This window comes from Alphaproteobacteria bacterium (genome assembly GCA_033344895.1).
GTDB lineage: Bacteria > Pseudomonadota > Alphaproteobacteria > UBA8366 > Aestuariispiraceae > Pacificispira.
Window position 1 is genome coordinate 420,994 of sequence record JAWPMN010000001.1, and the last position, 21,406, is coordinate 442,399.

General features: G+C 63.4%; 21 protein-coding genes. 5 read left to right on the forward strand and 16 right to left on the reverse strand.

Annotation, left to right across the window (positions count from 1 at the left end; genetic code table 11):
- Positions 1-10: 10 nt before the first annotated feature.
- From R8L07_01930 to R8L07_01945, 4 genes are all read right to left on the reverse strand, one after another.
- Positions 11-940 carry a 3-keto-5-aminohexanoate cleavage protein gene (locus tag R8L07_01930; protein MDW3204274.1) on the reverse strand — a complete coding sequence of 310 codons (930 nt, stop codon included), beginning with the start codon at positions 938-940 and terminating at the stop codon, positions 11-13.
- 10 nt (positions 941-950) lie between these two features.
- Complete coding sequence (locus R8L07_01935; protein MDW3204275.1) at positions 951-1,703, reverse strand: SDR family oxidoreductase; 753 nt, start codon at positions 1,701-1,703, stop codon at positions 951-953.
- Entirely contained in the window at positions 1,703-2,854 is a 1,152-nt protein-coding gene (locus R8L07_01940) for a ring-hydroxylating oxygenase subunit alpha (protein MDW3204276.1), read from the reverse strand. Before R8L07_01940 ends, R8L07_01935 begins: the two co-directional genes overlap by 1 nt.
- 121 nt (positions 2,855-2,975) lie before the next feature.
- A complete protein-coding gene (locus R8L07_01945) occupies positions 2,976-3,956 on the reverse strand; it encodes a GlxA family transcriptional regulator (GenBank protein ID MDW3204277.1) in 981 nt (326 codons plus the stop codon).
- 180 nt (positions 3,957-4,136) lie between these two features.
- Between R8L07_01945 and R8L07_01950 the strand changes: the two genes are divergently transcribed.
- From R8L07_01950 to R8L07_01960, 3 genes are all read left to right on the forward strand, one after another.
- The gene (locus R8L07_01950) at positions 4,137-5,012 is read left to right on the forward strand and encodes a LysR substrate-binding domain-containing protein (protein MDW3204278.1); all 876 of its coding nucleotides are present in this window, start codon (positions 4,137-4,139) and stop codon (positions 5,010-5,012) included.
- Positions 5,013-5,179: 167 nt separating this feature from the next.
- Positions 5,180-5,587 carry a GFA family protein gene (locus R8L07_01955; GenBank protein ID MDW3204279.1) on the forward strand — a complete coding sequence of 136 codons (408 nt, stop codon included), beginning with the start codon at positions 5,180-5,182 and terminating at the stop codon, positions 5,585-5,587.
- Positions 5,588-5,619: 32 nt separating this feature from the next.
- Positions 5,620-5,823, forward strand: a complete 204-nt coding sequence (locus R8L07_01960; protein ID MDW3204280.1) for a 4-oxalocrotonate tautomerase family protein — start codon at positions 5,620-5,622, stop codon at positions 5,821-5,823.
- Here the strand turns inward: R8L07_01960 and R8L07_01965 are convergent.
- The 5 genes from R8L07_01965 to R8L07_01985 are packed head-to-tail and all read right to left on the reverse strand — an operon-like array spanning position 5,815 to position 11,492.
- Positions 5,815-6,696 carry a CoA ester lyase gene (locus R8L07_01965; protein ID MDW3204281.1) on the reverse strand — a complete coding sequence of 294 codons (882 nt, stop codon included), beginning with the start codon at positions 6,694-6,696 and terminating at the stop codon, positions 5,815-5,817. The genes R8L07_01960 and R8L07_01965 overlap by 9 nt on opposite strands.
- 18 nt (positions 6,697-6,714) lie before the next feature.
- Complete coding sequence (locus R8L07_01970) at positions 6,715-7,479, reverse strand: SDR family oxidoreductase (GenBank protein ID MDW3204282.1); 765 nt, start codon at positions 7,477-7,479, stop codon at positions 6,715-6,717.
- Positions 7,476-7,940, reverse strand: coding sequence for a MaoC family dehydratase (locus R8L07_01975; protein MDW3204283.1), 465 nt, complete (start codon positions 7,938-7,940; stop codon positions 7,476-7,478). The genes R8L07_01970 and R8L07_01975 overlap by 4 nt, the downstream gene beginning before the upstream one ends.
- Positions 7,940-9,886, reverse strand: a complete 1,947-nt coding sequence (locus R8L07_01980; protein MDW3204284.1) for a biotin carboxylase N-terminal domain-containing protein — start codon at positions 9,884-9,886, stop codon at positions 7,940-7,942. Before R8L07_01980 ends, R8L07_01975 begins: the two co-directional genes overlap by 1 nt.
- A 4-nt stretch (positions 9,887-9,890) precedes the next feature.
- Positions 9,891-11,492, reverse strand: coding sequence for a carboxyl transferase domain-containing protein (locus tag R8L07_01985; protein ID MDW3204285.1), 1,602 nt, complete (start codon positions 11,490-11,492; stop codon positions 9,891-9,893).
- 97 nt (positions 11,493-11,589) lie between these two features.
- Here R8L07_01985 and R8L07_01990 point away from each other — a divergent pair, with 97 nt between their 5' ends.
- Together R8L07_01990 and R8L07_01995 are read left to right on the forward strand one after the other, a co-directional pair.
- Complete coding sequence (locus tag R8L07_01990) at positions 11,590-12,207, forward strand: TetR/AcrR family transcriptional regulator (protein ID MDW3204286.1); 618 nt, start codon at positions 11,590-11,592, stop codon at positions 12,205-12,207.
- Positions 12,194-13,372: a CaiB/BaiF CoA-transferase family protein gene (locus tag R8L07_01995; GenBank protein MDW3204287.1), complete on the forward strand. Its 1,179-nt coding sequence runs from the start codon at positions 12,194-12,196 to the stop codon at positions 13,370-13,372. The genes R8L07_01990 and R8L07_01995 overlap by 14 nt, the downstream gene beginning before the upstream one ends.
- 1 nt (position 13,373) lies before the next feature.
- Here R8L07_01995 and R8L07_02000 read toward each other — a convergent pair whose 3' ends face one another.
- The 7 genes from R8L07_02000 to R8L07_02030 all read right to left on the reverse strand — a co-directional run bounded on the left by R8L07_02000 (position 13,374) and on the right by R8L07_02030 (position 21,362).
- Entirely contained in the window at positions 13,374-14,576 is a 1,203-nt protein-coding gene (locus tag R8L07_02000; protein ID MDW3204288.1) for a phenylacetate--CoA ligase family protein, read from the reverse strand.
- Positions 14,573-15,370 carry an ABC transporter ATP-binding protein gene (locus R8L07_02005; GenBank protein MDW3204289.1) on the reverse strand — a complete coding sequence of 266 codons (798 nt, stop codon included), beginning with the start codon at positions 15,368-15,370 and terminating at the stop codon, positions 14,573-14,575. Before R8L07_02005 ends, R8L07_02000 begins: the two co-directional genes overlap by 4 nt.
- 8 nt (positions 15,371-15,378) lie before the next feature.
- Positions 15,379-16,572, reverse strand: a complete 1,194-nt coding sequence (locus R8L07_02010; GenBank protein MDW3204290.1) for an ABC transporter substrate-binding protein — start codon at positions 16,570-16,572, stop codon at positions 15,379-15,381.
- 88 nt (positions 16,573-16,660) lie between these two features.
- Positions 16,661-17,713 carry a branched-chain amino acid ABC transporter permease gene (locus R8L07_02015; protein ID MDW3204291.1) on the reverse strand — a complete coding sequence of 351 codons (1,053 nt, stop codon included), beginning with the start codon at positions 17,711-17,713 and terminating at the stop codon, positions 16,661-16,663.
- Positions 17,714-17,716: 3 nt separating this feature from the next.
- Positions 17,717-18,616, reverse strand: coding sequence for a branched-chain amino acid ABC transporter permease (locus tag R8L07_02020; GenBank protein ID MDW3204292.1), 900 nt, complete (start codon positions 18,614-18,616; stop codon positions 17,717-17,719).
- Complete coding sequence (locus R8L07_02025; protein MDW3204293.1) at positions 18,613-20,568, reverse strand: AMP-binding protein; 1,956 nt, start codon at positions 20,566-20,568, stop codon at positions 18,613-18,615. The genes R8L07_02020 and R8L07_02025 overlap by 4 nt, the downstream gene beginning before the upstream one ends.
- A complete protein-coding gene (locus tag R8L07_02030; protein ID MDW3204294.1) occupies positions 20,565-21,362 on the reverse strand; it encodes an ABC transporter ATP-binding protein in 798 nt (265 codons plus the stop codon). The genes R8L07_02025 and R8L07_02030 overlap by 4 nt, the downstream gene beginning before the upstream one ends.
- Between the last annotated feature and the right edge of the window lie 44 nt (positions 21,363-21,406).

The following is a 21,406-nucleotide window of genomic DNA, read 5'->3' on the forward strand; positions in this document are numbered from 1 at the left end:
CGTCGTCGAGTCAGAATGCGACCGCGTCGGCGCCCTTCAGCCCCAGACGGCGACGTGCCTCTTCCGGCGTCGCGACTTCGCGGCCCAGCGCCTCGACAATCGTGCGGATCTTTCGGACCTGATCGGCGTTGCTGCGCGCCAGTTCGCCCTTGCCGATGTAAAGGCTGTCTTCGAGCCCGACCCGCAGATTCCCGCCCAGCATCGCGCTCTGGGTCGCGAAATTCATCTGGTGGCGACCGGCCGCCAGCACGGACCATTCGAACTGGTCGCCGAACAACCGCGTCGCGACCTTTTCCAGATGGATCAGATTGTCCAGATCCGCGCCCATACCGCCCATGATCCCGAACACCATCTGGATGAAGAAGGGCGGCTTCACCATGCCCTGATCCACGAACCAGGCCAGATTGTAGAGGTGCCCCAGGTCGTAGCACTCGAACTCGAACCGTGTGCCGTGCCCCTCCCCCAACGTCTTGAGGATGTATTCGATGTCTTCGAACGTGTTCTTGAAGATGAAATCCTTCGTCATCTCCAGAAACGCCGGCTCCCATTCGTGCTGCCAGTCCTGATATTTCTGCAGCAATGGAAACAGTCCGAAATTCAACGACCCGACATTCAGCGACGCCATTTCCGGTGAGGCACGATCGGCGGCGCGCAGACGCTCCTCCCGCGTCATGCCCAGCCCGCCACCAGTCGATATGTTTATGACGGCATCTGTGGACTGCTTGATCACCGGCAGGAACTCCATGAACCGGTCCGGGCTGGGATCCGGCTTTCCGGTTTCCGGGTCGCGGGCATGCAAGTGGATTATGCTGGCACCGGCCTCCGCCGCGTCGATCGATTGCCGCGCGATATCCTGCGGCGTGATCGGCAGATGGGGCGACATGGTCGGTGTGTGAATGCCGCCGGTCGGGGCACAGGTAATGATAACGGGTTTTGTCATGGCGGCTTCCTTACAGCTTCATCTGCTGAACCTGGGCGCTGAGGCCGCCATCCAGAACCCAGAGTTGCCCGCTGGCATAGCGCGCTTCGGAAGAGGCCAGCCAGTTGACCAGATTGGCGATATCCTCTGGCGTGCCATAGCGGCGCATGGGGTGCACGTCGCGCACGGCCTGCTGCAAGGTATCGATGTCGCCGTGATCTCGGAAAAAGCTCTGCAGCATCGGGGTGTCGATGTAACCGGGGCAGATCGCATTGACGCGGATACCTTCCGGCCCGTGATCGCAGGCCATGGCCTTGGTCAGGGCATGGACCGCGCCCTTGGTCGCGCAATAGGCGGCCAGCCCCGGATCGGCGATGAACCCGTCATAGGATCCGAAATTGATGATACCGGCATCGCTACCGCGGCGCAGTCGGGGCAGCGCCGCCTTCGACATCAGGAACATCGCGGTCACGTTGATCGCGAAAATCCGGTTCCATTCCGCCAGCGTGGTTTCCTCGATCGTCTTTTCGATCTCGATGCCGGCAGCATTGACCAGCACATCCAGCGAGTCTCCGGGCAATCCATCGAAGAAGGCGGTGACCGCCCCCTCGTCGGTTACGTCCAGCGCATGAACCGTGACCCCGTCCGGCACCGGCTTGTCCAGTCCGGCAATATCACAGGCATGAACCGTGGCCCCTTCTCGGGCGAAGCGGGCACAGACCGCCGCGCCGATGCCGCCACATCCGCCGGTCACGACGGCAGTCTTTTGCTCCAGCGCCCCCATCACGCAGCCCCCTGGCGATAGGCATCCAGAAGCAATCCATGGAAGTGATGCAGCGCATGTTCCGACAGTCCGGATCCGTTCGGGTCCGACACGATCCAGCCCTGATCAAAAGCGGGGGTTTCCATGCCGCGCTGAACCGACTCGCACAGGGCTATGTCCTCCGGCTGCAGCACGTCGTCGATATAACGGATCGCGTCCAGTTCGGCGGCGTTCGGCTCCGGCTCTTGGAGATAGAAATCGTAGGTTTCGATCGTCCGGTCCACATCGACCGGGATCACGTTCAGGATCAGGAAGTTGCCGCGTCCGGGATAGCGCATCATGCAGGTGTTCGGCCACAGCCACCATACGGCGTGGTCCTTCACCGTCGCGCCCTCCACCGAATAGGCGCTGTTGGCGGACTTGCCGGCCTCGGCCATGTGACTGGAATAGATGCCATGGGTGGTGACCTTGTAGGTCTCCATATCCACCAACGTGACAAAGTCCTTATGGGCGGTATGGCAGTGATAGCATTCCAGGAAGTTGTCGATGACATTCTTCCAGTTCGACCTGATATCGTAGGTCAGTCGATGGGCAAAGGTCAGGCGCTCCACATCCGGCGCATAATGACGGATTTCACCGGCCAGGTCGCCAGTCTGTTCCGCCAGTGACGCCGCATCCGGATCCAGATTGACGTAAACGAAGCCGCAGAACTCCTCGACCTGAACCTGGGACAGGCAGATATCTTCGGTCTTGAAGCCTTCCAGCCCCCCGGTTTCGCGCGCGGCACGCAACTTGCCGGCCAGATCGTAGGACCAGGCGTGATAGGGACAGGTGATCATCCGCGCCTTGCCCGACCCGCTGAGCAGTTGGTGCGCCCGGTGCTTGCAGACATTGTAGAAGGCACGCAAGGCGCCCTGACGGTCGCGCACAACGGCAATGGGGGACCCGGCGATATCGGCGGTCACATAGCTTCCAGGATCCCGCACAGATTCGGCGTGACACACCCATTGCCAGGACTTCGCAAAAACCGTCCGGCGCTCATGATCGAACCATTTGCGGCGGGTATAGGCATCCGCATGCAGAGACTTTGTGCTCTGTGGGTTATCCGTATAGCCCGTGCCGATCCGGCGCAGGTCTTCCGCACCGATATCGATATCCGGCATTGCGCTCATCGCCCAATTCTCCCGATCTGGGTATTGCAGGAACTGTCCGGAGGCCCTCCGGCATCCGGAACGATGGGTTCAGAATAGGGGCAGCAAACCCCGCGCACCTAAATAAATTCGCCACCAATCTTCACTTTTTCGACGGCACCGGATGCATGGGCCAGGCGCGATACTCAAACGGGATGCGTCCTTCGATCCGGTCGCTGCGCGGGGTCGTCCGAAAACGGTCGCGATAGGCACGGGCAAAGTATTCCGCACTTTCAAAGCCGCAGGCCACCGCGACGGACAGGATGCTCATTTCAGTTTGCGTGATCAGCGACCGGCCGCGATCCAACCGGATGTTTCTGTAGTACTGAACCGGCGAGCACTTCGTATGCGACCGAAACAGCCGCGCCAACTGCCGCTGGGACAGTCCGATCGCATCGGCGATATCCGGAATTGCCAGCGGCACTTCCAGATTGGCCTCCATCAGCCGGATTGCCTCCCTCAGCGCATCCGGTGTGGTCTGACCGAAGGGGACACGGTTCGTCACGTTCTGCCTCTCGCCCGGCAGACGAATCCGGTCGTGCAGCACGTAGCGCGCGCAGGCATTCGCCAGTTCCGCGCCATGATCCCGCTCCAGGATGTGCAATGCCAAATCGGTCGACGCCGTCCCGCCCGCGCAGGTCAGGATCGCATTATGGGCGCAGATGAGTTCCTCCGTGCAGGTGATCTCGGGATAGACCTCCTGGAAGGAATCGATGTGCTCGTAATGGGTCGCAACCTTGCCGCCGGTCAGCAATCCCGCGCGGGCCAGCAGGAAGGCCCCGGTGTCGATTCCGCAGATCCGGATGCCCCGGCGCCCCCAGCTCCGAATGGATGCCATCACGATTTCGCTGTCATAGAACCGTTCCGGCGTCCAGCTGGAGGAGACGACGCCTATGCCGGGTTCGAATGCCCCGACTTCCGACAGGGGCCGTACCGCCAATTGAACCCCATTGCTGGCCTTCTCATGATCGGCCGTCAGCGCGAACAGTTGCCACGTGTAGTGCGCCACGCCGCTCAGATAGTTGGCGGCACGGAAGGGGTCGATGAAGGACAGCGTCGCGGCTGCATTGAATCCGGGAACCACGATGACGGCAATCCGCTGGGTCAGGGCGCACTCCTCCTCGACACATGCAGCGATGCCTCAGTATCGCGCCTTTCCGAGCGGAAGGCCAGTAACCGCGCGTCGGCTGCGTTGCTTACGACACAAAATCCGAAGCGGTCTGGCTTGACAAGGATCGGCCCGGAATTGTTTGCTGTGCGTCAGATGCACAGCAAACCACGCCCCTCCCTGGAGAGTTTTCAGGCGCTTCTCGCCGCTGCCGAAACCGGCTCTTTCTCAGCCGCGGCCGAGGCGCTGAACATTACGCACGGGTCGGTCAGCCGCCGCGTTTCAGCCGTCGAGGCGTGGGCGGGTCGGCCGATCTTTCGGCGGCATGGACGCGGCGTTCAGGTGACCCTGGACGGTCAGTCGCTGATCGGTCGGATCGAACAGGCACTTGCCATGCTGGATGACAGTGCCCGGCTCGCCGAACGAGACGACGAGCTCGACATTGTGCGGGTCAGCGTGGTTCCGTCCTTTGCCCGCCTGTGGCTGTTGCCCAACACCCCGGCCCTGGAAGGCATGCCCCAGGACCTCGTCCTGGACATCGACATCAGCTACCGCGTGGCCTCCCTGTCCGAATCCCGGATCGCCATCCGCCACGGACGCGGCCATTGGCCCGGCGTTTCTGTCACGCCGCTGTTTCAGGAAAGGCTGATACCCGTCGCAGCCCCGGACATTGCCGACAATCTGCGCGGCAGTTCCCCGGACCGGGTACTGGATTACCCGTTGATCCTGGATTCGCCGGACAGCATTTGGAAGATCTGGTTTGCCAGTTGTGATATCGATTATGCCCGGCGCCCGCAGGATCGGACCTTTGCCGATTACGACATGACCCTGCTGGCGGCCGCTCAGGGTCTGGGCATTGCCATGTTGAGGGATCCATTCGGCCGGCAGGTTTGCGACAGCTACGGACTTCGCCCAGTTTCCGACCATCAGGCGGACAATCTGGACCGCTTCTTCCTTGTCACCCGTCTGGGTCATCGCAGCGACGCCACGGAACGGCTGTCGGAAAGGCTTATTGCTCTCACCGCGTCCTGATCCGGGGCACGGTTCATGCGTTTTCCTCATCCGGACTGATGTGCATGAGATACACATCTGACTGCAACATATCGCCATAGCTTCAGCGAAGCCACTTTGAGAGAGATGAGGCCTCTCGTCGGCCTGATCGGGTCGGCCGCAGCATGTCGCAGCAATGGAGAAACATTATGCCGGAGGTTGCCAAGGGGTCCTGCCTGTGTGGTGCGGTTCGCTTCAGCGTTCCGCAGACCTTCCCCGTCGCCTATTTCTGCCATTGCGCCCAATGCAGAAAGATCACCGGAACCGCCTACGCGTCCAATCTGTTCGCGGATCCGGCCGGTTTCGTTTGGATGTCCGGTGAGGATCGCATTCAACGCTTCGATCATCCGTCTCGCGGGTTCACCAAGGCATTCTGCCGCGACTGCGGATCGGGCATTCCCTATCTGAACAGTGCCGGCACCAGAATGGTCGTTCCGGCGGGTTCACTGGATACGGAACCCGACATCGGGGCGGCGGACAGGATTTTCTGGGACGACCGCGCTGACTGGTGCGATATCGTCGATCTGGCGCCGCACCATTGCGGGTTCCCGGACTAACCTCTCTCCTCCTTTCGCCAAAGGAAACAGCAATGCCCTATGTCAACGTCCAGATCACCGCCGGTGTGACGCGTCAGCAGAAATCGGAAATGGTGCGCCAGATCACCGACACGCTGGTCACGGTCCTGAACAAGTCGCCCGAACACATCCACATCGTGCTGCAGGAGATTGAGGAACAGGACTGGGGCTATGCGGGCATGCTGACCGACGAATGGAAGGCGCAGCGGTCAGGATAACCGGCGGTTCGGCGGCAAACCAGCCCGACCCAGAAGCTTTTCCGCCTGTCTCAGATGCGGCCGGTCGAGCATTTTCCCGTCCAACCGGGCGACGCCGTCCCCCGCCGCGGCCATGGCATCGACGACCTGTTTCGCCCAGGTAATCTGATCCTCTGTCGGCGCAAAAGCCCGGTGGATCGGATCAATCTGCACCGGATGGATCGCCAGCTTGCCGTCGAACCCGCAGGCCGAGGCGGCCAATGCCTCCGCGTTCAGTCCGGGCTCGTCACGAAAATTGGTGAACACCGCGTCAATGGCCGCGACGCCGGCGGCCTTCGCGGCGAACAGCATGGTGTCCCTGGCAAACCGGAAGGGCGAATGATAGGCACCATCCGTTGCCCTGTTGGCGACGGCACCAAGGTCGGCGGCCAGATCCTCGCCGCCCCATGCCATCCCCATGAGACGCGAATGAGACCAGTCTTCTTGCATGAGGGCCCGGACCGCGCGCACCGTCTCCGTGGCAATCGCCAGGATCCCGCACTCCGCCTCTAGGGCATGGCGGGTCATGACGTCCGACAGCGCATCGATATCGTCACGCCCTTCGCATTTCGGCAGGACATAGCCGGCCGGCCCGGCAGCGGCCGTGGCAGCTATATCCGCCTCGACCATGCCGGTTTCCAACGCGTTGACCCGAACGAAACGCGGCATCGGCGCGGGCCGTTTCAGGAACTCGGCAACTATGGTCCGGGCGGCGTCCTTCATTTCCGGCCCGACCGCGTCCTCCAGATCGAGGATCAGCGCACCGGCACCGCTCTCCAACGCCTTTTCCATCTTGCGCTCACTGTCGCCCGGTACGAAGAGGTAACTCAGGATCTGCACGGTGGACTCCGTCATCGATCTAAGGTCGTTTCACTATAGGGCCGAAATTCCGCCGGTCACGGAGATGGTCTGACCCGTGATCCTGGCCGCCGCAGGACTGGCCAGAAATACGGCCAGTGCCGCCAGATCCTCCGACTCAACGACGCCCAGATCGGCCATCGTCTCCGCCTTTGAGAACAGTTTCCGCGCAAACGGGTTTGCCATCAGCGTTTCGTACAATGGCGTGTCGCGCACCACCGACGGGGTCAGGCAGTTGACGCGGATTTTCTGGCGCTTGGCTTCGATTGCCATGCCGCGACAGAACATGGCGATGCCCCCCATTGCCGCACCGATGGCGACTTCGCCCGGTGTCGCGATCTTGCCGGCATCGGACGCAACGCACAGGATTGCCCCGCCGCCGGCCGCGGCCATGACGGGGTAGACTGCGCGACACGGTGTGATCACCGGCGCCAGCGTATTGGTCACGTCCGCCATCAGTTCCGCCGTCGGGATATCCTTCAGCAGACGCGGCATCGGATCGCCCCCGGCACAAGACAGCAGGACATCGATACCGCCCATGCGGTCCGCCGCCTCGGCGACGATACGATCCGCGTCATCCGGATTGCCTGCATCGCCATGCACGAAACCGGCTGCGGTATTGTCCAATGCGTCCAGCGCGGCCGCGCCGCGCTCCGCTTTCCGGCCCGCCAAGGTGACCGCGCCGGCGCCTTCGGCCAGCATTCGGCGGGCGGAGGCTAGCCCGATGCCCGAGGTGCCGCCGACCACGAGAATTCGCAATCCTTCAAGCGGACCCGTCATGCCCTGGGCTCCGCCGGTCGCTTCATCATCAGCGCCGCGCGATCGCAGACACCGCACAACGCCCCGTCCTGATTGAAGCATTCATGGCGCAAGGTCACGATCCCCTCCGTCGGTCGAGACTTGCTCTCACGCTTGGCGATCACGGTCGTACGCATCCGGATCGTGTCACCCTCGAAAAGCGGATGCGGAAACTTCACTTCGCTCATGCCCAGATTGGCAACCGTGGTCCCGAAGGTCGTGTCATTGACCGTCATGCCGACCATGCATCCCAGGGTCAGCAGCGAATTGACCAAGGGCCGTCCCCAGACCGATTTCGCGGCGGCATGCGCGTCGATGTGAACCGGTTGCGTGTTCATCGTAAGCAGAGAGAACCAGCGATTGTCCGTCTCGGTAATCGTCCGCGTCCACTCATGATCGAAGACCATGCCCTCTTCGAATTCCTCATACCACAGGCCAGCCATCAGTCCGTCTCCTCCACTTCGACAAGCAGGGTTTTCGCCGCAACACTGGCACCGGCCGAAGCCGAAAGCCGGGCAATTCTTCCGTCATGGGGTGCGGTCAAGGTGTGCACCAGCTTCATCGCCTCCATGACCAGCAGCGGCTGGCCCTTGGCAACAACCTCCCCTTCGGCAACCAGTACCTCGGTGATCAATCCAGTCAGCGGGGCCTGAATTGCCCCTTCGGCCGTACTTTCGGATGGGGTCGCCATGCGTGCCTCGGCAAGGGGCCGCAGCGTCAGCGCAATGGACATCCCGCCATCCGCGGCGTGGGCGGCGCCATCCCTGAGGCTCAATCCCGCCGGCGGCGCGCCCAGCGCAATTGTCCGCGCGCCATCCGACACAGCCGGATCCGCACCGAAATGCACCACGATTTCAGCCGTGCCATAGTCGTCTTCGACATGGACCGGCGCCCGGCCCGGCATGCAGCGTCCGCCGACCCGGAAACCGTCATTGCGATCGGCCCCCTGCGTCGTACCGGTCAGGAGGGCCATCGCCGCGTGACCGCGCAGGCGCAACAGCCGGTCATGGTCAGGCTGCCATCCGTCAGGGAAGTTGGTTGCCAGAAATCCGGTCGTCGCCTCTCCCTTCCGAAAAGCGGGGGCGGCAAGGCAATCTGCCAGAAAGCCCAGATTGCTGCCGATACCATCCAGAACCGTGCCCGCGACACCTTTCGCCAAACGATCAAGCGCAGCAGCCCGGTCCGGCCCATGGGCGATCAGCTTCGCAAGCATGCTGTCGTAATGGCTGGACACATCCGTCCCGTTTGCAACTCCCGTATCAAGTCTCAGCCCCGGAGGAATCTCAAAGGTCTCGACACGGCCGGTAGCCGGAAGAAAGCCCGTTTCCGGCCGTTCCGCGTTGATCCGGACTTCGATGGCATGGCCCTTCGGTCGAATCTGATCCTGAGACAGCGGCAGCGGCAGTCCCGCCGCCTGACGCAATTGCCATTCGACAAGGTCGACGCCGCAAATGGCCTCCGTCACCGGATGTTCGACCTGCAGCCGGGTGTTCATTTCCAGGAAGTACGGACTGTCATCGCCCGCCTGCATGACGAACTCCACCGTACCCGCCCCGGCGTAACCGATCGCGGAGGCCAGCTTCGTCGCATGGTCGAAAAGGGCGTCCCGGACAGAAACCGGCAGGTTCGGCGCCGGCGCCTCCTCTATCACCTTCTGATGGTTGCGCTGAACGGAGCAATCCCGCTCGTAAAAATGCAGAACGCCACCGGCGCCATCGCCAAAAATCTGTACCTCGAGATGCCGCGGCTCCTGAATGAGTTTCTCCAGAAATACCGTCGCGTCCCCGAAGGATGTGGCAGCCTCCGACCGGGCGGCGGCGAGCGCCTGCGGCAGATCTTCCGGGCACGCGGCCTGGCGCATGCCGCGCCCGCCGCCCCCGGCGCTGGCCTTCACCAGAACCGGATAACCGATCTCCGCCGCCGCCGTCGCCAGTTCCTCGTCCGACGCATCGATGCCATCAAACCCGGGCACGACCGGCACACCGGCTTCCCGAGCGACCCTGCGGGCGGCGATCTTGGATCCCATGGTCTCAACGGCACGGGAATCCGGCCCGACGAAGGCAAGGCCGGCAGTCTCAACCGCGCGAACAAAGCCGGGGTTTTCAGACAGGAAGCCATAACCCGGATGGATCGCGTCCGCCCCGCCGGCACGGGCCGCCGCCAGGATTGCCTCGATCTTCAGATAGCTTTCCCCAGCCGGTGCCGGGCCGATGCGATGGGCCTCGTCGGCCATCGCGACATGCAGGGCGTCAGCATCGGCGTCTGAATAGACCGCGACGGCGCGCAGCCCCAGCCGGCGGCACGTCCGGATGATCCGGCAAGCGATCTCTCCACGGTTTGCGATCAGAACCGATCGGATCGGATTGGAGGCTGTCAGAAACTCGGTCATGCGATCACATCCTGTAAACGGGCCGGGACGGGCGTTCCTCAACGCGGCCCGTCACGACTGAAAGACAGAGCCCCAGAACCCGTCGCGTATCGCGCGGGTCGATGATCCCGTCATCGAACAGGCGCGCGGTACAGAAATACGGGTTCGACTTTTCCTCGAACATCGCGCGCAGCTTCGCCTCATGCTCGGCAAGTTCCGTATCGCTGGCCGGATCGCGTGAGATCGAGGCGCGTCGCAGGTCCATCAACACGCTGCTGCCGACATCAGGGTTCATGCCGCCCAGTCGCGCATTCGGCCACATGAACAGGAAATGTGGACGGAATCCGCGCCCGGACATGCCGTAATTGCCGGCGCCATAAGAGCTGCCGGTGATCACGGTCAGCCGCGGAACCCTTGTATTCGACATGGCATAGACCAGTTTCGCCGAATGCTTGGATATGCCCCCCAGTTCCGCATCCCGACCGACGATGAATCCGGTCGTGTTCTGCAGGAACAGAAGCGGCGTGCCGCGCTGATCGCACAGTTCGATGAAATGGGTGACCTTGAGGCAGGCTTCGGCGAACAGGACGCCGTTATTGGCGACGATGCCGACGGCCATGCCTTCGATCCGCGCGAAGCCGCAGCAGATCGTGTCGCCCCATTCGGGCTTGAACTCATGGAAGTCACTGCCGTCGACGATGCGCGCGATCACTTCGCGCTGATCGAAGGGGTGCGACAGATGCGTGCCGACGATGCCCGGCAGGTCCGCGATGTCATGAACCGGCGCCACCGGGTCGGTCCGGTTGACGGCCGGCAGGCGAGTATAGGCCAGGGCGCCAACCATGTCGCGCATCCGGCCCAGGGCTGTGTATTCGTCCGGGACGATGTGATCTGAAACGCCGCTCTGCCGGGAATGCAGCACCGCTCCGCCCAGTTCGTGCCGGTCGACGATCTCGGAAATTGCCGCCTTCACGATGGGCGGTCCGCCGAGATGGATCGAGGCGTTCCCCTCGACCATGATGAATTCGTCGCACAGTGCCGGGATATAGGCGCCACCAGCCGTGCATTCGCCAAAGACCGCTGCCAGTTGGGGAATTCCCGATGCGGACATCCGGCACTGGCGATGGAAGGTGCCGCCGAAATGGTTCTCGTCGTAGAACACTTCCTCCAGCTGGTTCAGATTGGCGCCGCCGCAATCGACCAGATAGACGACCGGCAATCGGTTTTCGGCAGCAATATCCTGGGCACGGATATGCTTCTTCACCGTCTCCCGATGGAAGCTGCCCCCCTTTACCGTGGCGTCGTTGGCGATGATCATGCAGTCGGTGCCGCGGATTCGACCAATACCGGTGACGATCCCCGCCGACGCGACCTTTCCGTCATAAAGACCCCATGCCGCCAATGGCGTCAGTTCCAGAAAGGCGCTGCCGGGGTCGATCAGAAGGTCGATCCGGTCACGCACCGGAATCTTTCCGCGCTCGCGGTGCCGTGCCATCATCTTCTCGCCGCCGCCCGCACGTGCCCAGGCCAGCTTCCGGTCCAGGTCATCGATCAGCGCGGCATAGTCGTCGGCGCGCTGGCGGAGCGCCTCGGACTGCGGGTCGATTTGGGAGTTGAGAAGCGCCATGCCCCTAACAGTTCCTTTCTGGAAAAATATTGTTACCTAACGTTCGTTTGGTGTAGACAGCGGCCTACGCAATTCAGCCACGGCATGAGGAGTTCCGATGCCCCAGTCCGACGCCCCCCGTAAGGCCCGGCTTCGTGATGTGTCCCGGCGAACCATTCTGGACCGGACGGCCCGGCTCCTGGTGGAACGGGGATACTCGTCGACATCTCTGCGCGAGATCGCCAAAGCCGTCGGAATGAAGGCCGGCAGCCTGTACTACCACTTCGACAACAAGGAGAGCCTGGTCGAGGAGATCCTGACCGAAGGGGTGGTCCATGTTCAGGAAAGTGTGGGCGCGGCCCTGGACGCGGCGCGGGATGCCGGCCCGATGGAACGCCTGCGCATCGCGATGGAATGCCACCTGCGCACCCTGCATGAACAAAGCGATTACGCGTCGGCGCATATTCGCTGTTTCGCCCATGTGCCCCCGGAAATCCGACATCGACTTCGAAAGGTCCGGGAAGATTACGACGCCGTCTGGATACAACTGCTGAAAGAGGCCGAGGATGCGGGCGCCCTGGCCGAGGGAATCGACCCGCATTTCCTGCGCATGACCTTGTTCGGCACGCTGAACTGGACACTGGAATGGCGACTGCCGCCGGGTCGCAGCCTGGAAGACCTGACGAACCAGTTCTATCGCATCGTATTTGAGGGAGCCGCCCGTGACCGAGCGTAAGGGACCGCTGACAGGCGTCCGCATTGTCGAGATGACCGGAATCGGCCCGGTTCCCTATGCCGCCATGATCCTGGCCGACATGGGCGCGGAAATACTGCGCATCGACCGTCCCGGCGGGTATCCGGCCGTTGGCCCGACGCTCGATTTCTCGGCCATGGAAAAGGCATCGATTTTCTACCGCTCCCGACGTCTGGTGCGTGTCGATTTGAAGACCAAGGCCGGACGCGATCTGGTACTGGACCTGATCGGGAAGGCCGATGCGCTGCTGGAAGGCTACCGGCCCGGCACCATGGAACGGCTCGGGCTCGGTCCGGAACCCTGCCTCACCCGCAATGCCGCCCTGTCCTACGTTCGGGTCACCGGCTGGGGTCAGGGTGGACCGATGGCCCGGATGGCCGGCCATGACATGAACTATATCGGGGTGTCGGGCGCACTGTCCCTTTTCGCCCGCGACGGCAAGCTGCCGCCCGGAATCCCGCCGCTGATCGGCGACATGGCAGGCGGCGCACTGTTCGCCGTGATCGGCTGTTTGGCCGCCGTACTGAACGCCAGAGCGACTGGGCAGGGCCAAGTGGTCGACGCCAACATGGTCGACGGCACCGCCAATCTTTATACCCTGCTGTCCGCCTTGGCGGCGATGGGCCTGCACGATGTCCAGGCGGGAAACAATGTTCTGGATGGCGGTCGCCACTACTATCGGACCTATGTCTGCGGCGACGGACTGCCGATCGCGGTTGGTGCGATCGAGCCGGGGTTCCGCAAGGTACTGCTCGAAAAACTCGACCTCTTGGACGATCCGCGCTTCCGGAGTGACATCCCGGAGGACGAGGTCTACTGCACGGAAACGCTCGCCAACCGCTTCGCAGGGCAGCCGCGCGACCACTGGGTCGCCCTGTTCGACGGTACGGACGGTTGCGTAACGCCTGTCCTGACGCTGGACGAGGCACCGCACCACCCCCACAACCAGGAACGGGGGGTTTTCCGAACCGTCGACGGCGTGGTGCAGCCGGCGCCTGCCCCACGTTTTGAAGGCACGCCGGGCGACATCTCGACACCGGCCGCGGCTGCCAGCCGCAGCGACCCCGACATCCTCGCGCATTGGGGCGTCGACCCGGCGCAGATCGAAGCCCTGGTCCGCGACGGCGTGGTGGTCGGCGCCGAATAGCTCAGAACCGGCGCGCATCGTCGATGTCCGTCTCTATGGTGAAGGCATCAACGCGGGTCACCGTATCGGCCCGCAGGCGCGTCACGGTCCGGAATGCCTCTTCAATTGCCGTCTCAGGCAGAGTACGCCCCCGGTATTCCAGGGCGATGTGATCGCGCCCATGCTGGCGCGTGACGCATGCCCGGACCGACTCCAATCCGTCCAGCCGCGTGGTTACCGCATTGAGATGGGCCGGATAGATGAAGATTTCCCTTACCTTTACGCCAGCGCCGACCCGCCCTTCAATCGGGCCGATCCGCGCGGCAAAGCCGTCCTGTGCGAAGGATTCTGCCCGTGCCAGATCACCGGTGCCGAAACGGATCATCGGCCAACCCCGTGCCAGGGTGGAGACGACGACCTCCCCCGGCACCCCCGGTTCCAGAGGTGAGCCCGTCTCCGGATCGCAGATCTGTACCAGCCGTTCCGGATGCACCGAGTAGCCGGGACGATCATCCTCCTCGTATCCGACCAGACCGACATCGGCGGTGCCGTATCCGCCATGCGTCGAAATTCCGTGTGCGTCCTCCAACCGGCGTCGTTTGCCGTACCAGTCCCCGGGCTCCCCGCCCAGGAAGGCTCGGGTCAGGGACCAAACACCCTTCGTCCCGCCATAACGCTCGGCAAAGGCCGCGGCGACCGTTTCGAAATAGGCGGTCGACCCCAGAAAGGCGGTCACGCCGGCCCGCGCCATCAACTGGACTTGCAGGTCCGTCTGTCCCGGCCCCGACGGGATGACACTGGCCCCGGCATCGCGGGCACCCTGACCGAACAGCAGACCGGCCGGCACGAGATGATAGTTCCAGGTGTTCAGGGCAATATCCCCGGGGCCGATCCCCGCCGCACGAAACATCAGATCGAACCCGCAGCCGCGCCCCGGCCCTTTCAGAACCGGTTCGAAGATCGGCCCCGGGGAGACATAGATGTGATCGACCTCTTCCATCGGGCAGGACAGGAAACCGGCAAAAGGCGGGTCCGCGGCCTGCAGCGCCATCAGCCCTTCCTTCTTCAGAACCGGCAACCGGTCGAGACCACCAGGTGCAGCCAGGTCCTTCGCGGACAACCCGGCATCGCGCAGCCGCGCGGCGAATGCCGGGGCATGCCGGGCGGCCTCTTCAGCGACTTGGGCCAGACGGGTCAGGCGGGAATTCTGAGCTGTCGTTGTCATCCCAGCCACCTCTTGCGGCGGCGATAGTGCTTCACGTCACGATAGCTCGGTCGGTCCGCCGCACCTGACATGCCGAGATAGAATTCCTGTACGTCCTGATTGCCCTGAAGCTGTTCGCGGTCGCCATGCAGCACGATGCGCCCGCCTTCCATGATGTAGCCGTAGTCGCATTGCGCGATGGCGGCGCGAGCGTTCTGCTCGACAAGAAGCACCGTCAGCCCCTCTTCGCGCTTGATGCGCCCGATGGTCTGAAAAAGCTGCTGAACCAGGATCGGAGCAAGGCCCATGGACGGCTCATCAAGGATCAGCAGTTCGGGCCGGGCCATCAGGGCGCGGCCGATCAGCACCATCTGCATTTCGCCGCCCGACAGGTATCCAGCCGTGCGGTTCAGCAGCGGCGGCAGGGCGGGGAAGTAGTCATAGACCCGTTCCAGATCGGCCTTTACAGCAGACCGGTCGGCCCGCAGATGAGCGCCGACCATCAAGTTCTGCAACACCGTCAGATGCCCCAGGACGCGGCGCCCTTCCAGCACCTGAACAATGCCGTCGCGCACCGTATCGGACGGATCCGCATTGGCTATGTCCTTGCCCTTGTATGTGATCCGTCCGGCGGTGACCTCCCCCAGTTCGGAATGCAACAAGGAAGAAATCGCCTTGAGGGTGGTCGTCTTCCCGGCACCATTGGCGCCGAGAAGAACCACCATCTGGCCCTCGCGAACCTCGATATTCGTCGAGCGCAGTACCTGGATCACGCCGTTATAGACGACATCCACGTTGGCGAGGGTAAGCGTCATGACCCGGTTCACCACTTCTCGAGTTGAGGGACATCGATCCAGCCGGTATCGGCAGGCACGATCTGGCCATTCCTGACGACTTCGGCCGTGGCCTTGATGTCTCCGACGGGGAACGGCGCGGAGGTGTCGAAGTCCAGCGTCGGGAGCGCTCCCAGCAGCTGCTCCTCACTGTATTCATGCGCCATCAGCGCGTCGTACATCGCCTGACCGGTGACATTGTCCTTGCCCACCGCAGCAACAGCGTTTTCCAGAACTCGAAGGGCAAGAATGGCCTGGGCGCTGGCCTGGGCCGTGATCAGACCCCATTTGCCGTCGGTCTTGTACTCCTCGAACACGTCCCGGATCGGCAGATCCGCCTTGCCCGGCGCAGCGAAACTGAAGGCGCTGTAGGACCCGTCGAGCTGATCCAGCGCGATGCCCTTCGACGATTCATAGAGGCCGTTATGGGTCGACGCGACAATCGGAACGGTCTGCCCGAGTTCCTGCATCGCCTTGGCGGTCGCGATGACTTGCGCCGTCGTACCGCCGACCAGGACGAGGTCCGGCCCGTCGGCCAGGGCCGAACGCACCTGCGGGGTAAGCGACACCGGCGAAGTGTCGGCCCATTGCACGCTGGTCACCTCGAACCGGTCCGGATACTGGGTGGCCAGTTGCTTCACACCGTTCACCTGATCGACGAAGCCGGCCTGGTTCTGGGTGGAGACCGCCGCGATTTTAAGGACATCGCCCTTCTTCGCCTGCAGGTCGGAGAACAGACCCGCGAACTCGTGGCTGTAGGTCGGCCGGATGGAGAAATGCCAGCCATCCGGCTTCCAGACCAGGCCGACCATCGCAGTGCCCAGCAGCATCGGCACCTTGTCGTTCGGCAGTCGCCCCATCAGCGTAACCATATCCGGCGACCCGAAGCCCAGATGCATGACGGGGTTTTCCGACGAAAGGATCGCCGGCCAAGTCTTGGCGACGACGGCGCTGTCATAGCGCATGTCATGAATTTTCAGATCCACCTCGACATCCAGGCCGGTGCCGACTTCCTTGTTCCAATAGGCAACCATGGCCTTCAGACCGGCCATGGCATCGGGCATGACATCGGCGAAGGGACCCGAATAATCGGCGCTGGCCGTCATCACGTAGGTTTCCGCCGAAGCGGGACCCGCTAGGCAGAACGCGGTCGCGCCCGCCAATATCATCGACTTGAGCTTCATCACGTGTTTCCTCCTCTGTTGTTCGGATAACCCGCCCCGTTCGCCGGGGTCTGATCCTGTTCTTGTCCCATAGCGGTCCGTTGCGCGGTCAGTTGCGCGGAAATGGCCATAGCCGGAACCCGGTGACCGCCGTGTGCCAGAGATGCGCAAGGCCGCGCGGCTCGAAGATGAGCGCGATCAGGATGCACAGTGCGAGCACGACGGAGCTGAGCGCGAAGACCGCCCCTCCCCCCATGAAGGCGCCGGATTGCATGAAGGCATTGGCCGCTGCGTGCAGGCTTTCCTGAACCAGCGTGACGAAGACCACGCCCAGGATCGGGCCCAGCGGCGTGTGAATGCCGCCGACGATCAGCATGCCCAGATACCAAACCGACGTGAAAAGGGTGAAGCTGGACACGGTCACGAACTGCAGGAAATAGGCGAGGATGGCGCCCGCCACCCCGGCATAGAGGGCGCCGGCAAAGAAGGCTTCGATCTTGATCCGGGTGACGGGTATCCCCAGAACGCCGGCCGCCGTATCGTTGTCATGGACCGCACGCAGGGCGCGACCGAAACGCGATCTTGGCAGATTGAACCCGGTCCAGACCGCCAGTACGGCGAAGGCAAAGGCCAGGTAGTAGAACCCCGCCGGCGTCGCCAGATTGAGCCCGAACAGGTCCGGCGCAGGGACCGGCATGCCCACCAGCCCGCCCAGCCAGGACATCGGCAGGGCCAGAATGACGATCGGGAAGATGATCTGCGCCGCCAGCGTGGTCAGCGCCAGATAGAAGCCGCGCACCCGGGCGGCCGGCAGGGCAAAGATCACCGACACCATGCCCGTCACGAGCGCCGCCGCGGGAACCGCGAGCCAGAAGGGCAGCCCCAGCCCCGCGAATTTCGCCGCCGCGAAGGCACCGACCCCGACAAAGGCCGACTGGGCGATGTTGATCTGACCGGCCATGCCGACCGTCACGAACAGCCCATAGACGGCAATCAGGGTGATGAAGAGATGTGTCATCTCCCCCAGAAGCCAGGGTCCTGCGATCAGGGGCAGGACCAGCAGGCCGAGGCAGAGCAGACCCAGCCAGATTCGGGAGCGTCTCGTTTGAAGGACACCCGCTTCGCCGGCATAGGTCTCGAACCAGATTCCGGTGGGCCGCATCGTTCAGAGCCTTTCAATCTTGCGCCAGCCAAACAGGCCGTAGGGACGAATGAGCAGAACCGCGATCATCACCGCATAGGGCAGGACACCCGATGCCGCGCCATTGGTGAGCGGGTCCAGATAGGCCGAGGCGAGGACTTCCAGAATGCCGATCAGCAGCCCGGCCAACGGCGCACCCCGGATGCTTTCCATGCCGCCCAACAGGGCGACGGGCAGCGCCTTGAACCCGATGACCGCGACTTCCAGCGACAGGATGGAGCCGGACAGCAGCACCACCGCGGCCGCCGCCGCGACGACGGTACCCAGCACCCAGGCCACACCGATGGCCTGCCGCACCGACACGCCGAGCGACAGGGCCGTCGTATGGTCCTCCGCCACCGCCGCCAGCCGCAGGCCGAGGCGCGACCGGGTGAAGAAGACATGCAGGGCCTGGGTCAGGACGAGGGTAAAGATCGCCCCGATCAGCAGGCGGGAATTGACCAGAAACGGCCCGATCTCAATCGCGCCCTCGGGCAGGATGACCGGCGCGGAGCGCGATTCCGCACCCCAGATCAGCTGGGCCAGACCGCGCAGCAGGATCAGCAACGCGACACCCGCCATGAAGATCGTGAAGGCAGACTGTCCGATCAGAGGCCGGAAAATCGTGCGTTCGACCGTCACGCCGAAGACCGTGCAGGCGCCGAGCGTCAGCAACAATGCGACCGGCAGCGGGATGTCCCAGCCGACCCCCGCCGCGCCCTCGGTAAAGGTCCACAACATGAAGGCGCCGAAGACCAGCACCTCCCCCTGAGCCAGGTTGATGATCTTCGAGGCGCGGTAAATCACGACGAAGGAGATGGCGACCAGCCCGTAGACCAACCCGACCAGAGCGCCTTCGATCAGGATCTGGAAAAATTCGATCATTGCGCGGCCTCCATCCGGTTCATCGCGACATTGGCGCGCAGACGGCTCTTCCGTCCGTCCTGATAGGTCACGTCGATATCGATGGGCGCGACCTCCGCGTCGCCGTAGAGCCCGTCGATCAGCGCGGCATATTTCGTCTCGATCGCCTCGCGCCGCAGCTTGCGGGAGCGGGTCAGTTCCTCCTCATCGGCATCCAGTTCCTTCGGCAGATTGGCGAAGGCGGCGATGCGCGCCCCGGCGTCGACGATGGCGTTGACCCGTGCGACCGCCCGCGCGATTTCGGCGCGCACGGGTGGAAGCTGGCTGAGTTCCGAGAAGGTCCCGAAGGCGAGGCCCGACCGTTCCGCAAAACGGCCGGCGATTTCCATGTCGATATTGATCAGCGCCACCACCCTGTCGCGGCTTTCGTCGCCGATCACGATGGCGTCCCGGATCATCGCGGCGGAACGCAGATGGTTCTCCAGGAATTGCGGCGGATAGGGCTGTCCGGTCGACAGCTTGCGCAGATCCTTGACTCGGTCGAGGAAGATCAGCTGACCGTTTTCGTCCAGCCGCACGGCATCGCCGGTGCGATAGCCGTCATCGCCTGTTCCCATCTCGGCGGTCGCCTCGGCATTGTCGAGATAACCGGAGAAAGCCCGCACCTTCAGGCGCAGTTGACCGTCGGGATCGACCCAGGCTTCCATCGGCGGGGCGATGGACGGGTCGGACGGCATAAGCTGCCCCATCGTTTCCGGGTTGGTGTCACCCGGCCGGTGGGTCGCGATCAGCCCCAGTTCGGAACTGCCGTAGAGATTGCCCAGTGGCACGCCGAAGGCGCGATAACGGCCGAAGAGTTCCGCCGACAGGCCCGATCCGCCGGACAGAACCGCCTTGGCGCGGGTCAGCCCCAGCAGATCGCGGACGCCTTTCAGCACCAACTGATCGGCCAGCGGCCACAGGACATGCCGATCGAAGGCGCCCCCCTTACCGGACGCGCGCGCCGTTCCTTGCTTCAGTCCCCAGGCAAACAGTTTCTGTCGCCATGCCGGGGCATCCATCATGCGGGCTTCGACGTCGCTTGCCTGCAACTCCCATTGGCGCGGGGTGAACATCAGGAATTCCGGGCCAATCTCTCGCAGGTCGCCCTTCACGGTTTCAGGCTTTTCCGAGAAATGCAGCACCAGAGGCGCCAACATCGGCAGCGCAACGCCGAAAAACTGTTCCGCCGCCCAGGCCGGCGGAATGTAGGACAGATAATTGCCGCCCGGCCGGATACCCAGCGCCCCCATCAGACGATAGGCATTGTCGAGGATGAAGGCATGATCCAGCATCGCCGCCTTCGGGCGACCTGTCGTGCCGGATGTATAGCAATAGACCGCGACGTCGCCCTGAACGGCGGCATCGACGCTCTCATCGATCCGCGCCAGTGCAGTCTGGTCGATGTCAGCTTCGTTCTGTGCGTCCGCGAGGTTGATCAGCCGGTCGTCGGTATAGTTCCAAAGACCGTTCGGCTCGACATAGATGATCTGTTGGACTCCCGGCGCGGCACCGGGGCAGGCCAGGATCTTGTCGACCTGTTCCTGATCCTCGCCCAGCGCAAATCGGGCACCGGAGTGATCCAGCACATAGGCGATTTCATCGACCGTGGCGTCGGGATAGATGTTCACCGCAACCGCCCCCAGCGCAATGGTGGCCATCTGCGTGATCCACGCCTCTTCCCGGTTTTCGCTGATCAGCGCCAGGACTTGGCCGCGCCTCAGACCGAGGCCGGACAGTGCGGAAGCCGTTCTGCACACCCTCTGGTGAAGATCCGCCCAGGACAGGTTGCGCCACAATCCCGCCCGCTTGGACCGGATCGCGGTGTCGCCCGCCATTTCCGCCGCATTGTCTCGCAGTATCTGCGGCAGCGTCCGTCCGCATGACCCGCGCGACAAGGCCACCGCCTGAGCCTGGAGCCGGATGCCCTTCATGCCGCGCCCTCCGTCAGGGCATCGCCGCCGAGATAGGCCGCAACGACACGGGGATCCGCCGCGACCTGATCCGACGTGCCGTCGGCAATGACAGCCCCGAATTCCAGAACGGTCACCCTGTCGGAAATGTCCATCACGACTTCCATGTCGTGCTCGACCAGGACCACCGGAATGCCGTAGCGGTCACGGATATCCAGAACGAATCGGGCCAGGTCGCCCTTCTCTTCCGGGCTCATCCCGGCCATGGGTTCGTCCATGATCAGGATCGACGGCGACAGGGCGAGCGCCCGACCCAGATCGACCTGTTTGCGCAGACCGTAGGACAGGCCGCCGACCGGGCTGTGCCGGACTTCCTCCAGTTCCAGGAAATCGATGATCTCTTCGGCCTTGGCCGCGAATTCCTCTTCCTGACGGATCGAGGCCGGGGTCCGGAACAGGGCGTGGAAGACCCCGCCCTTCATACGGGGGTGAAAGCCGGTCAGGATGTTTTCGCGAACCGTCATGGACGGGTAGGTCTGAATGCCCTGAAATGTGCGGCCAATGCCCCCGCGCGCCCGTTCCGGCGGGGACAGGTTGGAAATGTCCGCGCCCTTGAAGAGGACCGATCCGGAATACGGTCGGTAGAAGCCGGACAGACAATTGAGCAGGCTCGATTTGCCGGCGCCGTTCGGGCCGATCAGGGCGTGAACCGAACCGGGCGCAACGGCCAGCGACACGCCGCGCAGCGCCTCAACGGCGGCAAATCGCAGGCACAGATCGCGTGCTTCCAGTATGGCGCCGGATTCCCGGACCATTGTCTTCCTCCCTGGCTGTCGCGCTGGGTGTTCTTGCGGCACCC

Bases quoted from the DNA above. Each gene is read 5' to 3' on its own strand.
- R8L07_01960 (MDW3204280.1), top strand. From the start codon at position 5,620: ATGCCCTATGTCAACGTCCAGATCACCGCCGGTGTGACGCGTCAGCAG.
- R8L07_01955 (MDW3204279.1), top strand. From the start codon at position 5,180: ATGCCGGAGGTTGCCAAGGGGTCCTGCCTGTGTGGTGCGGTTCGCTTC.
- R8L07_01940 (MDW3204276.1), bottom strand. From the start codon at position 2,854: ATGAGCGCAATGCCGGATATCGATATCGGTGCGGAAGACCTGCGCCGG.
- R8L07_01980 (MDW3204284.1), bottom strand. From the start codon at position 9,886: ATGACCGAGTTTCTGACAGCCTCCAATCCGATCCGATCGGTTCTGATC.
- R8L07_01935 (MDW3204275.1), bottom strand. From the start codon at position 1,703: ATGGGGGCGCTGGAGCAAAAGACTGCCGTCGTGACCGGCGGATGTGGC.
- R8L07_01985 (MDW3204285.1), bottom strand. From the start codon at position 11,492: ATGGCGCTTCTCAACTCCCAAATCGACCCGCAGTCCGAGGCGCTCCGC.
- R8L07_01970 (MDW3204282.1), bottom strand. From the start codon at position 7,479: ATGACGGGTCCGCTTGAAGGATTGCGAATTCTCGTGGTCGGCGGCACC.
- R8L07_01965 (MDW3204281.1), bottom strand. From the start codon at position 6,696: ATGACGGAGTCCACCGTGCAGATCCTGAGTTACCTCTTCGTACCGGGC.
- R8L07_01950 (MDW3204278.1), top strand. From the start codon at position 4,137: ATGCACAGCAAACCACGCCCCTCCCTGGAGAGTTTTCAGGCGCTTCTC.
- R8L07_02015 (MDW3204291.1), bottom strand. From the start codon at position 17,713: ATGCGGCCCACCGGAATCTGGTTCGAGACCTATGCCGGCGAAGCGGGT.
- R8L07_02020 (MDW3204292.1), bottom strand. From the start codon at position 18,616: ATGATCGAATTTTTCCAGATCCTGATCGAAGGCGCTCTGGTCGGGTTG.
- R8L07_01975 (MDW3204283.1), bottom strand. From the start codon at position 7,940: ATGGCTGGCCTGTGGTATGAGGAATTCGAAGAGGGCATGGTCTTCGAT.
- R8L07_02005 (MDW3204289.1), bottom strand. From the start codon at position 15,370: ATGACGCTTACCCTCGCCAACGTGGATGTCGTCTATAACGGCGTGATC.
- R8L07_01930 (MDW3204274.1), bottom strand. From the start codon at position 940: ATGACAAAACCCGTTATCATTACCTGTGCCCCGACCGGCGGCATTCAC.
- R8L07_02010 (MDW3204290.1), bottom strand. From the start codon at position 16,572: ATGAAGCTCAAGTCGATGATATTGGCGGGCGCGACCGCGTTCTGCCTA.
- R8L07_02030 (MDW3204294.1), bottom strand. From the start codon at position 21,362: ATGGTCCGGGAATCCGGCGCCATACTGGAAGCACGCGATCTGTGCCTG.
- R8L07_02000 (MDW3204288.1), bottom strand. From the start codon at position 14,576: ATGACAACGACAGCTCAGAATTCCCGCCTGACCCGTCTGGCCCAAGTC.
- R8L07_01990 (MDW3204286.1), top strand. From the start codon at position 11,590: ATGCCCCAGTCCGACGCCCCCCGTAAGGCCCGGCTTCGTGATGTGTCC.
- R8L07_02025 (MDW3204293.1), bottom strand. From the start codon at position 20,568: ATGAAGGGCATCCGGCTCCAGGCTCAGGCGGTGGCCTTGTCGCGCGGG.